The sequence below is a fragment of the Methanobrevibacter arboriphilus JCM 13429 = DSM 1125 genome (assembly GCF_002072215.1).
Taxonomy (GTDB): domain Archaea; phylum Methanobacteriota; class Methanobacteria; order Methanobacteriales; family Methanobacteriaceae; genus Methanobinarius; species Methanobinarius arboriphilicus.
In genome coordinates this window covers 160,818-174,993 of sequence record NZ_JXMW01000006.1, presented here as the reverse complement: position 1 = coordinate 174,993, position 14,176 = coordinate 160,818, and the positions used below count along the sequence as shown (strand labels likewise).

At 27.0% G+C, this 14,176-nt stretch carries 17 protein-coding genes; all 17 read left to right on the top strand.

All coding sequences use genetic code 11. From position 1 onward, the window contains the following. Positions 1–833 precede the first annotated feature (833 nt). Entirely contained in the window at positions 834–1,133 is a 300-nt protein-coding gene (locus MBBAR_RS04550; RefSeq protein WP_080460080.1) for a hypothetical protein, read from the top strand. A 220-nt stretch (positions 1,134–1,353) separates the two neighbouring features. Further along, the gene (locus MBBAR_RS04545; protein WP_143746136.1) at positions 1,354–1,632 is read left to right on the top strand and encodes a hypothetical protein; all 279 of its coding nucleotides are present in this window, start codon (positions 1,354–1,356) and stop codon (positions 1,630–1,632) included. Beyond that, entirely contained in the window at positions 1,619–1,960 is a 342-nt protein-coding gene (locus MBBAR_RS04540) for a hypothetical protein (RefSeq protein WP_080460078.1), read from the top strand. The genes MBBAR_RS04545 and MBBAR_RS04540 overlap by 14 nt, the downstream gene beginning before the upstream one ends. A 611-nt stretch (positions 1,961–2,571) precedes the next feature. After that, entirely contained in the window at positions 2,572–3,048 is a 477-nt protein-coding gene (locus MBBAR_RS04530; protein ID WP_080460076.1) for a hypothetical protein, read from the top strand. 66 nt (positions 3,049–3,114) lie between these two features. Beyond that, entirely contained in the window at positions 3,115–4,167 is a 1,053-nt protein-coding gene (locus MBBAR_RS04525) for a hypothetical protein (protein WP_080460075.1), read from the top strand. Positions 4,168–4,171: 4 nt separating this feature from the next. Then, positions 4,172–4,582, top strand: coding sequence for a hypothetical protein (locus MBBAR_RS04520; RefSeq protein WP_080460074.1), 411 nt, complete (start codon positions 4,172–4,174; stop codon positions 4,580–4,582). Between the two features lie 40 nt (positions 4,583–4,622). Beyond that, positions 4,623–5,012 carry a hypothetical protein gene (locus MBBAR_RS04515; protein ID WP_080460073.1) on the top strand — a complete coding sequence of 130 codons (390 nt, stop codon included), beginning with the start codon at positions 4,623–4,625 and terminating at the stop codon, positions 5,010–5,012. Between the two features lie 434 nt (positions 5,013–5,446). After that, a complete protein-coding gene (locus tag MBBAR_RS04510; protein ID WP_080460072.1) occupies positions 5,447–6,898 on the top strand; it encodes a phage tail protein in 1,452 nt (483 codons plus the stop codon). Positions 6,899–6,900: 2 nt separating this feature from the next. Beyond that, positions 6,901–7,656 (top strand): hypothetical protein, encoded by a 756-nt coding sequence (locus MBBAR_RS04505; RefSeq protein ID WP_080460071.1) that lies wholly within the window; start codon positions 6,901–6,903, stop codon positions 7,654–7,656. Then, entirely contained in the window at positions 7,653–8,702 is a 1,050-nt protein-coding gene (locus tag MBBAR_RS04500; protein WP_080460070.1) for an XkdQ/YqbQ family protein, read from the top strand. The genes MBBAR_RS04505 and MBBAR_RS04500 overlap by 4 nt, the downstream gene beginning before the upstream one ends. A 5-nt stretch (positions 8,703–8,707) precedes the next feature. After that, positions 8,708–9,745, top strand: a complete 1,038-nt coding sequence (locus MBBAR_RS04495; protein ID WP_080460069.1) for a transglutaminase domain-containing protein — start codon at positions 8,708–8,710, stop codon at positions 9,743–9,745. 1 nt (position 9,746) lies between these two features. Then, the gene (locus MBBAR_RS04490; protein WP_080460068.1) at positions 9,747–10,094 is read left to right on the top strand and encodes a hypothetical protein; all 348 of its coding nucleotides are present in this window, start codon (positions 9,747–9,749) and stop codon (positions 10,092–10,094) included. Next, positions 10,088–11,191, top strand: coding sequence for a baseplate J/gp47 family protein (locus tag MBBAR_RS04485; protein ID WP_080460067.1), 1,104 nt, complete (start codon positions 10,088–10,090; stop codon positions 11,189–11,191). Before MBBAR_RS04490 ends, MBBAR_RS04485 begins: the two co-directional genes overlap by 7 nt. Before the next feature lie 6 nt (positions 11,192–11,197). After that, positions 11,198–11,767, top strand: coding sequence for a hypothetical protein (locus tag MBBAR_RS04480; protein ID WP_080460066.1), 570 nt, complete (start codon positions 11,198–11,200; stop codon positions 11,765–11,767). Beyond that, the gene (locus MBBAR_RS04475; RefSeq protein ID WP_080460065.1) at positions 11,760–11,984 is read left to right on the top strand and encodes a hypothetical protein; all 225 of its coding nucleotides are present in this window, start codon (positions 11,760–11,762) and stop codon (positions 11,982–11,984) included. Before MBBAR_RS04480 ends, MBBAR_RS04475 begins: the two co-directional genes overlap by 8 nt. A gap of 1 nt (position 11,985) precedes the next feature. Then, positions 11,986–13,032, top strand: a complete 1,047-nt coding sequence (locus tag MBBAR_RS04470; RefSeq protein WP_080460064.1) for a hypothetical protein — start codon at positions 11,986–11,988, stop codon at positions 13,030–13,032. A gap of 23 nt (positions 13,033–13,055) precedes the next feature. Next, the gene (locus MBBAR_RS04465) at positions 13,056–14,162 is read left to right on the top strand and encodes a phage baseplate protein (protein ID WP_080460063.1); all 1,107 of its coding nucleotides are present in this window, start codon (positions 13,056–13,058) and stop codon (positions 14,160–14,162) included. Positions 14,163–14,176 lie beyond the last annotated feature (14 nt).

Below are 14,176 nucleotides of genomic sequence, written 5' to 3'. Positions count from 1 at the left end.
ATAGTTAATACTTTTATCTTATTTTTTATTATATTTTCACTTGCAATCATTCCATAGGGGGTGGGGTGGGGTGAGAGCTGTGGCTTATTTATAATGTATAAGACAAATTAAAGCACAAAGCTAACTAATTTAACATAATCATTAATTAACTTTGAAATAAAGTAAATAAAGATAAATATATTATATTTTTGATAAAAGTGAGTTAAAAAAAGACTTTTGTTAAAAAAGATTTTTTATAAAATATTAAAAATATTTTTTTTATTTTTAACTTAGAATCAGCATAGCTATATTCAGGATGTTGGCTTATTGGATGCAGTTTCAGAATAGAAAAATTAACAAAAATAGGAATTTTTTAAATTATTTGAAAAATCCATAATTTTGTATGAATTAAAGGAGTTGTGATATAATTAAAAGTGAAGCAATAGTAAAATTAAAAATTTGTAAATGGTGTGGGGAAAAATTTTTAAAAAAGCATAATAGGCAAGTATATTGTTCTGATTTTTGCAGTAAAAATGCAAGACAAGAAAAAAATAGAGCATATTTCAGGAAGTATTATCATAGATACAAAGAAACTATGGCTGAAAAACAACGATCTGGATTGGGAAGTGGTTATTTATCAATGCATAGACATAACAGCTTTGATCAAGAGTTACTAGCTATAAAAAAGGAAATGAAAAAATTGAAAATAAAATCTTAAATATTATTTGATTTAATTTTTATTTTTACTCAATTTTTTCTAATTGCTTAGAGTAAGTGTTGATTATAAAAAATAATTATTTGCACTATGTAATTAATTAATGCAATAAGCTTTTTTTAATTGCTTAGAGTATGTTTTGGATATTAAAAAGTTTAGTAGTATGATAATAAATAAATGCCCTGAATGTAATGGTAAGAATATTGAAATAAGTTACAACCACATGATTAAAAGATACACTTTGACTTGCTTTAATTGTAATAAATATTACAAAATAGGAGAACAAAATAATATATGTTGTCCTGAATGTAATGGAAAAGATATTTGTTATGAAAAATTGGAAATCATTTGTAAAAAATGTGGTTTGGTCCTTAGTAGTGTTCCTCCATCTTATGTTGCGAATTTTAAAGTAGTATTTGATTGGGGAATAAAATTATAAATTTAATTTGGATTAGATGAGTCGAAACTAAATCTGTTTTTTAAATAGACTTTTCTCTATAAAAATTAATAATATTATTTTTTATATATAAAAAATAATCAATAACTATCTATTCATCTAATCAATTAAATTTTCAATCTTTTTTATATTTTCTATTTTTAATTTTTATTATATTTAAATTTTCAATAGTTTTAAAGTTTTATAACATTTTTTTTATTTTTTGAACAATAATAATTCATTTTTTTATTTTATTCATACTTTTCATAATTATTTTTATAACATCACTGATTATTATGTTGGAGGTGGTATGATAGTACAAGTAAAAGAAATAAGTCCGATGAAACTAATTATTGGCATTACGATAGGAATAACAATAATATATAGTCTAAAACTTGGATACATAGAAGTTTCAACAGCAGGATTGGGAATTTTTGGAGGTTATTTGGCTAAAAATATTGAATTGAAATCAGATAGTCGTGATATCAATGACAGAGAGTAATAAAGCAGAAATAGATATTGCTGAAATTAGGGGAATACTTAAAGGAGTGGATAATAAGTTGGACACAATGCAAAAAGATATTATTCATATAAAAAACAATGACAAAGAAAAACTTCAAAGAATAGCTAAAATTGAAACAGAACAAAAATTATTGGAAAAATGGGAAAATGAACATATCGAAATAAATAAAGATACAAAAAAAGAATTTAATCGAATTGATCAGAAATTAAACAGATATATTAGCTCTGAAAATAAATGGAGAGTTGGAATAATAATTACGCTTACTTTAGCATTATTTGATTTAGTAACAAGATTTCTAATAAAATGAAAAATAAAATAATAAAAATTATTTTAAGAATAAAATTAGTTTATTTTTTCATGATTATTATTTTTAATATATTCTTTTTTTTTATTGAATAGTATTTCAATTTTACATCATTATATTTTATAATATAAACTTTTTTTATAAATTCATTGATCCAAAAACAGTATAATTATCATATAATCATATTTGATATTAAAATTTTAAAATATTTATTGAATGGTTGAATTATATGAATTTCATTATATCTTATTATGGCTGAATTTGGGACTTTTTTTATATGGAAATTTTATATGGAAATTCTAGATGACTTTAACTGTAATGATAATTTATTTATAGAATTTTATGTTTTTTATATTAGTAATTTAGTGATTAATTAGGAAAAATTTATTATGTATTTTTATGTTTTTTATTTAATCTTTAATAATGAAATTAAGTATTATGGAGATTTTAATATAAAAAATATCTTAAATTATTTTTTGAAATATTTTTATGAAAAAATTTCTAAAAAATTTTCTTTAAGTATTTATGGGAGCTTTATTCCTCCTCCATATTCTATAGATAATTTATTATCAATTAATTAAATATTGAATAATTAAAAAGGAGATTTTTTTTAAATGGAATTTGATAACACATTAAGTAGTGATGTATTAATATATCATATTTTATCTGATTGTGATAATCCTGTTATAAATAGGCATATGATTGCTTTTCAAGCTCAATCCAATATTGAAAATGAAAACGATTGTATTTTCATAGATCATATTAGTAACCAATATAACAAACAGACTAGTGACTCAGACCATTTTTTAGCAACTGTTGAATTAATTATCACTAATAGGAATTCTGATTATGAAATAGCTAGTGAGGCTATTAATTTGTGTATCAAGCAAATTAAAAAAGTTCTTAGAAATAATATTGAGATTCAAAGAAGGCAACTAAAAATAATGAGTAGTATTACTTCTTATAGTGATGATTGTATTTTAAATCGTAATTTAACATTACAACTTAATGAAATGGATGTATATAGTTTAGAAGAAGATTTTAGTGATTTGGATATTTTGTTTGGTGGAATTGAACTAAATGTTCAATGATTAGTTAAATATAAAATTAAAAGATGAAAAGCTAATAAAAGCTTTAAATATTTAGGAGTGATAAAAATGTTGGGTGAACCATTAATAAATATAACTGAGAGTGCAGGAGTAGTTCCTAGAATTAATTATAGTAATGTTGTTTGTATTGTAGCTCCATTTAAAGATAGTTCTTTTGTGTTTAAATCATATAAGAATATTCAAACAGCGATTATTGAACAAAAAACAACTGATGAAGATGCAGTAGGTTACAGATATCTGCAGATTTTGTCTGAAAATAATAATATAAAAGATGTTATTTTATGTAATTTAACAACTGGTGAAAATGAATATGATTATAGCTTAACTGATGAAAAATTGGCTAATATTTTTGAAGAATTAAAAGATGTACATTTTAATATTTTGGCCATTCCCTATGAGTTAACACCTAATCAATTAACAATGTATAAAGTTTTTAGAGATAATGAGTTTAAAAAAATGAATGCTTTTGGATTAAACACTTATATTGAACCAACTTTAGAGAAAATTCAGAGTATATCTGTGGAATTTGCGGATGGAGGTATTTATAAGGTGATAACAACTCCAATAAGTAAAAATCTTTATAATTATAGTCTGTCTGAAAGTGTGATTTACCATACTGCAGTTACAGCAGGTCACAATGAAAATGTAAGTGAAACTTATTTTATACTTGATGGAGTGAGTGGTGAGATAACTAAAGAAAAATATTCAGAAGAAGTATACAATGCAATTATTAATAATGGTAGTTTAGCTGTTGGATATCGTGATAAAGTTAATGGTATAGTACAAATAATCAACAGTAATACTCCATCAATGAATGATTTGAAAATTGAAAGAGTATATCATTTAATTATTAATGAAGTTAGGAGATTGATTGAAGATACAATTGGGAAGGATAACAGTAGGTCTTTAACTTATCCTGGACTAATAGGAACTTTAATTTCAATAAAAAATAAATATGTTGGTTTAGGTTATATCACTGATTTAAACTATACTCTCAATAAAATTGGACAAGATAAAGCTCAATTAACACTTAAAGTTAATGAAGATGATATAATTGGAAAATTTGATGTTTCAATATCTCTTGAAATAAATGAGGAATGATATTATGGTTTATGTATTAAATGAAGCAAAAGCAGAAATAGATAATTTAAAAATATCTCATATTACTAGTGTGAGTGTTGAAGAGAATGATGATTCTAGTTCAGTAGTAACAAGTGATGGTGATGTGATTTTACCCTCTAACAATACTGGGGGAACTATAACCATTGAAGGATTGGAATTACCTGATGATGTTGAGGAATTAGTTGAGTTAGAAAAGCTGATAAAGTCTAGGAATATAGATAAAGCAACATTCAGCGGAATAGCATTCACTCAGAAAGGAGAACCATATCAAAGAACTATCACTGGATCTAATGGATTTATACTTAGAGGTTCTGAATGGACTCCTACAGATGGTGTGACTAGGTCTTTTGATTGTAAATTTAATAAAATTACCTTTGATTATAAAAAAGCTTAAAAATACCATTTTTTATTTATTTTTTTGGAGGATTATATAAATGGTTGAAAATATGAATAACATAGAAAAAAAACCAAAAATAGTAGAAAAAACTCTTGATCAATTGTTAAATGAAACTGAGTCTAAAATAACTCAAGGAAATGAATATTATCAAACAGAAAAATTTAGATTAGGTGATGGGATAATAAAAATACATTTCAAATTAATAAATCAAGAAATAATAATGCAAATGTATGATAAAAAAGAAAATGAAAGAATTCCTTATCTTTTGTCTAAGTCTCTTTATAATCCTAAAACTAAAGATTTATTCTCTGAAAAACAATTAGATAAATTTTTACCAGGTGGTTTAGCAATTGTTATAGCTTATAAAATACTTCAAGAATCTGGTTTTGACGAAAATGTAATGAAAAATCAACAATTACCTTTTTAAAGCAGCACCTCAATTTTGAAAAAGGAAAAATTGGACATTTAACAAGATTATTTTGCAGTGGAGTAATTACTCTAGATTTGAAAGAATATGGGGATTATCCTCCAATTGTTAGAATAAGTTTTGATGTTATAAGCAATGAGGTGCTAAGATACAAGAGTAAAATGATGGGAGCAAAGAAATAAATTCGTAATGTTATTTATATTACTAAAATAGATTTTTAGTAAATTAATTATAAAATATTTTTTAATCAATAATAATATCATTTTACTTTTATTTTTATATTTTATTTTTATAGTTTATTATTATAGTTTATTCTTATATTTTACTCTTATATTTTATTTTCATATTTTTAAAGTATTTCTCAATTTTTACATATTTTTATTTATTATTATCAATATTCATTATTTTTTATAAAAATTAAGGAGCAATCATAAATGACAAGTGAAAACAATCAAATCAATATCAGTACAAATATTGATGATTCTTCTTTAGAAAAATTACAAACAAGCCTTAAAGAATTGCAAAATGGATCAGTTGGTATTTTTGTTGATGGGTCAACATTAGATAATGCATCAATTAGTTTAGAAAACTTTAAATCTTTATGCACTGAATTAACATATCAAATCAATGTTTTAATTCCTTCTTTAGGAGGACTATCTGGAGCAGTTCAATCATCTATAGAAACTTTTTCGACTGCTGGAGAATCTCTTTTAACTTTTTCAGAAACTTTAGTAAATATAAGAGATGCTTTAGAAAACTTTGATGACGTTCTTAAATCTGTTGGGGTAAAATTTAAATTTCTTGGAGAAGGAGGAGCAATAAATAAATCATTAGCTAGTATACGTTCTGCTTTTGAAACTACTGGGGGTAAAATTCGTGGTTTTGGGGAAGTTATTAAAAATACTTTTGGAAATGCTAGTTCTAAAATAGGAACGTTTTTAACAAACACTGGATCAAAACTAAAAAATCTTGGAAGTGCATTTTTAGCCTCTGGTAAAGGAGCATTGACTGCAGCAGGTAATTATGTTAAATCTGGAGCGATGGCAGCAGCAAGTGCTATAAAAACAGGTGTTTTAACTTTGGCAACTTATGCTCAAGCTGCAGCACAGACGATTCTTAATGTTGTTATGAGCTTAAATCCAATTTTTTTAATTGTTATCGCAATTGTGGCACTAATAGCTGCTCTTGTTTATCTTTATTATAATTGTGAACAATTGAAAGCGATTATTGATGGATTATGGCAAGGTTTACAGTATGTAGCAAATATAATATGGGAATCATTAATTGGAGCTTGGCATGCTCTTATAGAAGCATTAACTGGAGCATATTTAGCTATTGTAACTTTTGTAACGGGTGCAATTGCCTGGATTGCTCAATTACCTGCTATGATTTGGTCATATTTGAGTTTAATAATATCTCAAATAATCTCTTGGGGACTTAATATTTTAAGTGTAGGTTTAAATGTTGCAAGAAACTTTGTTAACACGGTTGTTAGCTTTTTCACAACTTTGCCAAACAGAATTTACAGTGCGATTAGTGGTGTTGCAGGTAAAGTTATAAGTGTTTTCAGCAATGCAGGACAAGCAGCTTGGAATGCTTTTGTATCAGCATTGGATTCTATTAGTGGAGGCTTAGCGAGTATAGCTATTAATTCAATTAGTGGAAATAATCCTGCGGGTAGTCCTTATGAAGAAAATTATAAAAATGATCTTGCAGGTAGTCCTTTTGAAGAGTCTAGTAATAGTATGCTGTATCCTTCAAATAAGAGTACTAATATTATTAATTTAAATGGTTTAGTTACTGAAAGGGATGTTGTTAATTATCTTGTTGATTTATTAGATAAAAAAGATAATCTTGAAGGTTTAAGAACTATGGGAGTTGTTTAATAATGGTGCATGTTAGTATAAAAGGAGTGCCTATTTTGGGTAATGTTAAAATAATACAAAACACTGGGGTTAAAACAGAAAATACTCTTAATTTCATCAAAGGACAATTAACAACAGGTAAAACTTATCATATTCCTCAAGGTGATCTTAGCTATGTTTTTAAATTTGAAAATATATTAACAAAAGATGATATAAAGACTTATAGGCCTATATATTATAAATTAAGAGACTATACTAAGAAAAATATTGCAAATATAATAATTGGGGAGATAAAGTTTAATGGTAAAATAACTAGTCTTGATGAAGAACTAACTGTTGGTGGTGAAAGAAAATACACTTGGGTTGTTGAAGGGTCTGAAAACTTTAAACTAAGTACTAAGAATTTTAATACTTTTAATTATAAAAAAACAACTGTAAAAAGTATAAAAAATAGTAAAACTAATGCACCTGCTTATATTAAGGCTTTATATAAATGTACTCTAGTTAAAAATTGTAAAAATAAATCTAAGTGTGTTTATTATTTACAGAAACTATTAAGGTCTGATGGGTATTACCTGAATTATTTGCATGATGGGATATGGTGTACTTATACTCAAAGAGAGTTTGAAAAATGGCAGAAAAGAAAAGCTAAAATTAGTGTAACTGGTAAATGGGATAAAAACTGTAAAACTTATATTAAAAAAAGATTTAACATTGAAACAACCCATATTAAGGGAGCTGAATTGAAATTTGAAAGTGTGGGAGTGAGTCCATTATGACTGCAAAACTCTACACAAAGTATCAAGAATTGGATAAAATAACCAGTACAAGTAACACTTTCAATGAAATACCTATGTTAACAGATTGGAGTATTAAAAGAGATTGGAATAAAGCTGGAAGCCTAACATTCAAATCACCCATTAAACTATCACCTGGAACTCATGTTAAATTAGTTAGTCCTCATCATAGAACTTTTGGTGGTCAAATAATAAAAAGAAATCATGAAACAGGAGATTTTTACTCCTATGATTGTTTAGATTACAAACGATTTTTACTAAGCACTGCTACAATTTCATATAATAATCAAACAACAAGTAATATTGTGAAGTTATTGTTTATTAAATATCTTAAGAAGGGTAATGGAATATTCAAACTAAAATTAGGCAAAACAAAAACAATATTTCCTAGTTTGAGTTTTCAGGACAAAACATTACTTGAAATTATAAGTAATCTAATCAATCTTGAATATAAAAAAGGCACTCTTATTTTTTTTGATGTTGATGAAAACGGAAACCTAATATATAAACCATATCCTCAAAAAATGAAAGGTTACAGTCTTAAAAGTGCAATTAAATTCACTGATACTTTGGATTACTCTGATATTATTACTGGTGGGATTTTAATGGATGCTAATTATAATACTATTAAATCTTTTGATAATAATAATTTAAAAGCAATATGGGGAAATATAGAGTTAGCAAAAATATTATCTGATAATCCTAAACCTTCTGATGATGGAGATAAAGAAGATTCTGATATTAAAAAGATAATAGATGATATCAATAAGAATCTTAGGAATACTTCTTATTCTAGTTGTGATTGTTTTTGTATGAGTGATAATATTTTTAGTAGGCTTAAATCTAATAAAATCCCTTGTAAAATAATATCATACTATTCAAAATATGCTAGTAGTGGAACACATCGTACTGTACAATACAAAAACAGTAAAGGATGGAAAGACTTTGATTATACAGGATTCACAAGACTACTAAAACCAATGAGTACGCGAAAAAATCTTAAAACATATAAGATCTACAAAAGGTGATGATATTGGCAACATTTAAAGGATGTGAAGTTGATGCAGGGGTTAATTGGATAGTAGATAAAAATACTATAACAATCACTTGTCGTCCTTCACGTGGACCTTGGAATAAAAAATTAACCACTCACACTTGGAAAAATTATTGCACTGAATGTGGAGTATCTGGTAAACTTTCAGGACATGGTAATTGTCATGGCAAATGGGGTAAAAATGGTCAAATATGGTGTACTGAATGTAGAGCTGATTTTTGTGGCGTCACTGGTAAAGAATTATCTAATATATCTAGAAGCACTCTTAAAAAATCTAATAAAACTAGTTCAACAGTTACTAAACAAGAAACAAATATTAATGATAAAAAACAGGCACTTGTTGAATTGAAAAAGGATTATAAGGAAAAAAATACACCTAAAAAAGATTTTAAACTAACCATACCTCCATTAAAGGGTGTTAGTGAGGGACGTTATATTGAATTACGTCCCCCATTAGTTGAAAAGACTAAAACCTTTTTTATTGGGGCAATAGATACAGGTCAAGAAGATATGCAATTAACACTTTATGATAAAATACCTTCACCTGGGACAGAATATTCTGAAAATAAAAGTAATGGTACTAGTAGTGTTACTGTATCAGATGCTAACAGTCAAATTGAAAAAACCATAATGTTAAAAGGTAAATCATTGAAAAAAAGCAACAATTTGGATACTGTAAAAGCAATATACAATTGGTTAAGACATGATGGGGGAAACGGAAAATATGAATATAAATATTATTATAATTGGTCGGATAATGGATCCGGTAACCCATTTACGCTTAATACTAGTTATTTGAAAAAAAATTGGGAAGATCACACAGGAAATTGTGTTTGGTTTGCATGGACATTTTATTTAATGTGCAAAGGAGCTGGAGTAAAAGTTAATATTATTAATGGAACAGGTATTTGGAGTAATGGTTCTTATGGTCATCTTTGGAATAAATACGGTGGGAAAGTATATGATTGTAGTTCAAGCTTTTGTAAAAAATATATTCAACAAAAAGTGGTGAAATAATATGGATTATGGTACAGATTTGGCAAGTCATGGGCGATTAGATAGTAAAGGGCAGGTAAGTACCGTTAGTGGTGTGTATAATGTAAAACAAAGTCTTAATAATAGATTAAAGACATATAAGGGTACATATTCATATATTGATGAAGATTATGGTAGTTATTTAAAAGACTATGTAAGTTTGGATGATGATAAAACTAATCAATCTCTTGTCTGCTTAGAACTTGAAACTCAATGTCTTAAAGATGAAAGAGTTGAATCAGCATTAGCTACATATGAAAATGGTGAATATAAATTAAACGTTATTTTAATTAATGGTGAGGAACTAAAATTGGAGGATATATTATGGTAGAAGTTGAGGAAAAGATATTCACGAGGGTTGATGGAACAGAAAGACGATTTACTGAGATAGTAGAAGAAAATATCGACCGTGTAAGTAAATCTTATTATACTGGGGTTGCGACAGTTAATGATTTTAGTAATGGTAGTATGAATCTTTTTGAGCTTGTTAATCAATCTGATTGTCAATATGATATTGAATTTTACATGGAAACAATTAAGCAAGAATTATTATTTAAATATGCTACTGGTGATGCACTTGATGATTTTGGTGCCCAAAAAGGAATATATCGAGAAGAAGCAAATTTTAGTACAAGCAATGTATTATTAACTCTTGCTAACAGTCTTAATACTCCTATAACTATTTTTGAAGGAACAGAAATATCAACAGATGACACAATAATATTTTTACTCGCAGAAGATGTTAAATTTGAAGTAGGACAAACAACAGCAAATGCAGAGATAATCTGTGAAGAAGCAGGTAGTATAGGGAATGTAAAAGCAGGTAGCATTAATATTATTCTAACAGACCTTCCTTATGATTTAACAGTTACCAATTTAAATGATATAACTGATGGGGTGGATGAAGAAGATGATGATTCATATAGGGATCGTATTGTTGATTCTCATCTTAATTATCCTGTGGGTACTGTTAAATGGTATGAAAAAGTAGCTGAAACCCTTGTAAGCAATGCTTATTATCATAAATTATCTCCTACTAATGGTGAAATAGTTTACAAACCAACCTCCAATGTAACGAATACTGATTTAGCTAATTTGTTTAATCAAAAAGAAAATGATATAGTTAATTTAACAATTAATTTTTCTCCAGCAAATCCTAGAAGTGTCATTGATAATGGTATGAGTATAATTGTTCATGTACGAAGTGGCTATAGTTTTAGTGTGATAAAAACCCAAATAATAAATGCTGTTAGTAATTATGTGGTTAATTTAAAATTAGGAGAAGTTTTTAAACCATCATGTGTTGGATATCTTTGTGAATCAGTTGAAGGTATCCAATTCACACAATTAACTGGTTATGAAGAAATTAATCTTGAAAATGATGAGTATGCTGTCATTGAAGGAGATTTACAAGTAATACAAGGGTGAATGCTTATGAGTTATGATGATAGTTCTAATTATGGGAATTTTATTTGTGAAAACTTTGATGAAAACAATAATTTCATGAATCCTGAAAGTGATATGGGTTGGTTTTTCTATAATTTAATAGGCAAATCTTTTGATTATCTTTCTGATGAAGTAAATAAATTAGCACTTAATATGAGTCCTGTAAGATGTGAAAAATCTTATCTTGATTTATTAGCAATAGAATTCAATATAAAAAGAAATTCAGAGTGGTCTGATAATGAATATCGGGCAATAATAATGTTAAATAATTATAATGTGATGACTATAAGGGGATTAGAGTATTTTTTGAATCAATTAGTCCTTACACAAACTAATGATGCAGATGGTTATATAACTATTGGTTATATTGGTAATGGTTTTCATTTTAGTAATGAATCTAATATTAATGAACTTGTAAGTAGTAGTACAATAGAAAATGATTTATTAACTGAACCTACTAGTGCTGTTGCAAGAATAAATGTTCCAGATGGTGTAGATACAAGTTTAATAGAATTTATAATTGATTATTTACCTTATGAGGTGATACTAAATGATTGATACTGAAAAATTAAGACAAGGGATAGAAGCTAATTCTGAAGTAGAATTAAAAATTGATGAGTTATTAGCTAGTGCAATATTCTTCCAAGAAGATTTTATAAAAGTAAATAATAAAGAGATAACAATGATATTTAATAAGGATTATGAATGTTTAGAATGTTATGGAGAAGTAATAACAGTAGAAACCAATATTAATGAATGTGAAGAGGTAAGATAATATGGCTTATGATAATAAAAACCCTTACCAAAGAGTTAATGATGGAGTGTATGATTCATATTTGAATAGTGCTATAATGTTGCCTACTATGTTTAATATGGTTGGACAGGTTAATATACCTTCACAATTTGAGAATAATGTGTTTAATAACACTGAAACAGTTCAAAAAGCTTTGTTTCTTGATATTACGCTTGTTAACAATACTACAATCAATAATGGTAACACATTAGTTGGTGTTAATGATAATAGTTTCACACTTAATACTAAAGTTGTTTTATCTTTGTTTAAAAATTGGAATAAAATCCAATTTGAAGGAACAAATGTTAATAATTTAACGATAACATTAAAAGATAATAATAACACAACAATAAGGACCATAAATAATGGTGAAGACTTAACAAATTACAATATAACTGATGATGAAATTAAAATAGCAGTTACTTTTACAGGTTCATGTACAATAACCAATATTAAATTACAAGTCAATACAAGAAAATTAGATAATAATAGTGGAGTAGAATTATCATCTTCACAAATTAGTGGGTTATCCCATTGGCAATCTCAAATAGAAGAAGACATTGAAAATATAGTTGTGAATACTAATAGTATTGGTGATAATTCTGTGACTACATCTAAAATAGCTAATGGGACTATAATTGATGAAGATATAAGTTCATCTGCAAATATAAATCTAAGTAAAATAGCTGATGACAATATACAAACACTAGCATCAAAAAAAGATGATATATTGACAGTGAATCAGTATGGTTTTAAAAACACTAATCTTATGTTGACTGTCTTAAAATGGAGAAGTATATCAGTTTCACAACTTCAAAATTCATTTACTATTGTTAATGTATTACCTATTGCTCCAAAGAATGTTATTGGGCTATGGAGTGAAAATGCAAGACAAACATCCGATCGGGCTTTGATTAACACTGGTGCTAATTGGTATGTGAGCAATAATAATAAAGATGTGAGTTTTCGTATATATCAGGATAGTATTCATACTTTTGCATGGGATTTTTTCATGTTGAGTACAAAATAAAATATAAGAGGAGTTGTTTTATTTTGACTAATACTATTTTTCATGGTATAATAATACGAAAAGAAGGAATTCAATATAAGGTTAATCTTGATACTGGAACCCAAATATCTTATGTGGCTAATGCAACAAGTTTTAATGTTGATATTGGAGATAGGGTTGTAGTGTCATTTATTGGTTATAACAATAAGCCTGTGATTACTAACGTCTATAATAAAACAAATAATGGTGATATTGATTGTCGTAGTGTTGAAAAGATAATTAAGATAAGTACATCAGGGTTAATCGACACATATAAAATAGATTATAATAAACCTCCGTTAGAATCTTTTTTCACAGTTACTAATGGACAAGATGGTGTTGATGGAAAGGGATATCCTTTACTAACAAGTGTAACGAGTAATACAATATCTGGGCTTGGAACTTACACTTTTACAGTTTCAAAAAATCAGAATGAAGTATCATATGCAGTTGGAGACATTATAAAAATACAGGCCATAAATAGTACATTTGTATATATAATAGGTAGAATAACAAGTTACACGAACAGAACACTTGTTATAAATGTTTCTTATGCTAATAATGGTGGTACTTTTAACAATTGGAATATAGGGCTTAGTGGTGAGAGAGGTGAATTATCAGATATGGTTAATCTAATATATCCTATTGGAAGTCCTTTTTTTTCATTTTTAATAGATGAAAATCCAAATATTAGATTTCCTGGAACTAATTGGGTGAGAATAGAAGAAAATACTTATCTTGTAAGTGCAGGTCCTAATCTAGTTGGTATGACTCCAACAGGGAGTAATAATAAAACTTTAACAGTTAGCAATTTGCCAAATCATAATCATAGTGGTAGTATTAGTTCTGTGTCATTAACAACAAACTCTAATGGTAGTCATACACATAAAGGTTATACTAATCAAGTTTATCAATCAGGTACTAATCGTACTGGGTTTTGGAATAGTGGGGGAGAAGAATCTGCTAGTACATTTACTCAATCATCTGGTGAGCACATACATTCGATTAATGCTCATGGACATAATTTAACAATAAATAGTAATGGTTCAGGAGAGACATTTGATAATAGACCAAAATCTCTTGCGATTTATATGTGGAGAAGAATTAACTGAATTAGAAAATTAAA

Excerpts from the sequence above, each read along its gene's own strand:
- MBBAR_RS04540 (WP_080460078.1), top strand. The coding sequence starts at position 1,619 with ATGACAGAGAGTAATAAAGCAGAAATAGATATTGCTGAAATTAGGGGA.
- MBBAR_RS04530 (WP_080460076.1), top strand. The coding sequence starts at position 2,572 with ATGGAATTTGATAACACATTAAGTAGTGATGTATTAATATATCATATT.
- MBBAR_RS04525 (WP_080460075.1), top strand. The coding sequence starts at position 3,115 with ATGTTGGGTGAACCATTAATAAATATAACTGAGAGTGCAGGAGTAGTT.
- MBBAR_RS04520 (WP_080460074.1), top strand. The coding sequence starts at position 4,172 with ATGGTTTATGTATTAAATGAAGCAAAAGCAGAAATAGATAATTTAAAA.
- MBBAR_RS04515 (WP_080460073.1), top strand. The coding sequence starts at position 4,623 with ATGGTTGAAAATATGAATAACATAGAAAAAAAACCAAAAATAGTAGAA.
- MBBAR_RS04510 (WP_080460072.1), top strand. The coding sequence starts at position 5,447 with ATGACAAGTGAAAACAATCAAATCAATATCAGTACAAATATTGATGAT.
- MBBAR_RS04505 (WP_080460071.1), top strand. The coding sequence starts at position 6,901 with ATGGTGCATGTTAGTATAAAAGGAGTGCCTATTTTGGGTAATGTTAAA.
- MBBAR_RS04500 (WP_080460070.1), top strand. The coding sequence starts at position 7,653 with ATGACTGCAAAACTCTACACAAAGTATCAAGAATTGGATAAAATAACC.
- MBBAR_RS04490 (WP_080460068.1), top strand. The coding sequence starts at position 9,747 with ATGGATTATGGTACAGATTTGGCAAGTCATGGGCGATTAGATAGTAAA.
- MBBAR_RS04485 (WP_080460067.1), top strand. The coding sequence starts at position 10,088 with ATGGTAGAAGTTGAGGAAAAGATATTCACGAGGGTTGATGGAACAGAA.
- MBBAR_RS04480 (WP_080460066.1), top strand. The coding sequence starts at position 11,198 with ATGAGTTATGATGATAGTTCTAATTATGGGAATTTTATTTGTGAAAAC.
- MBBAR_RS04475 (WP_080460065.1), top strand. The coding sequence starts at position 11,760 with ATGATTGATACTGAAAAATTAAGACAAGGGATAGAAGCTAATTCTGAA.
- MBBAR_RS04470 (WP_080460064.1), top strand. The coding sequence starts at position 11,986 with ATGGCTTATGATAATAAAAACCCTTACCAAAGAGTTAATGATGGAGTG.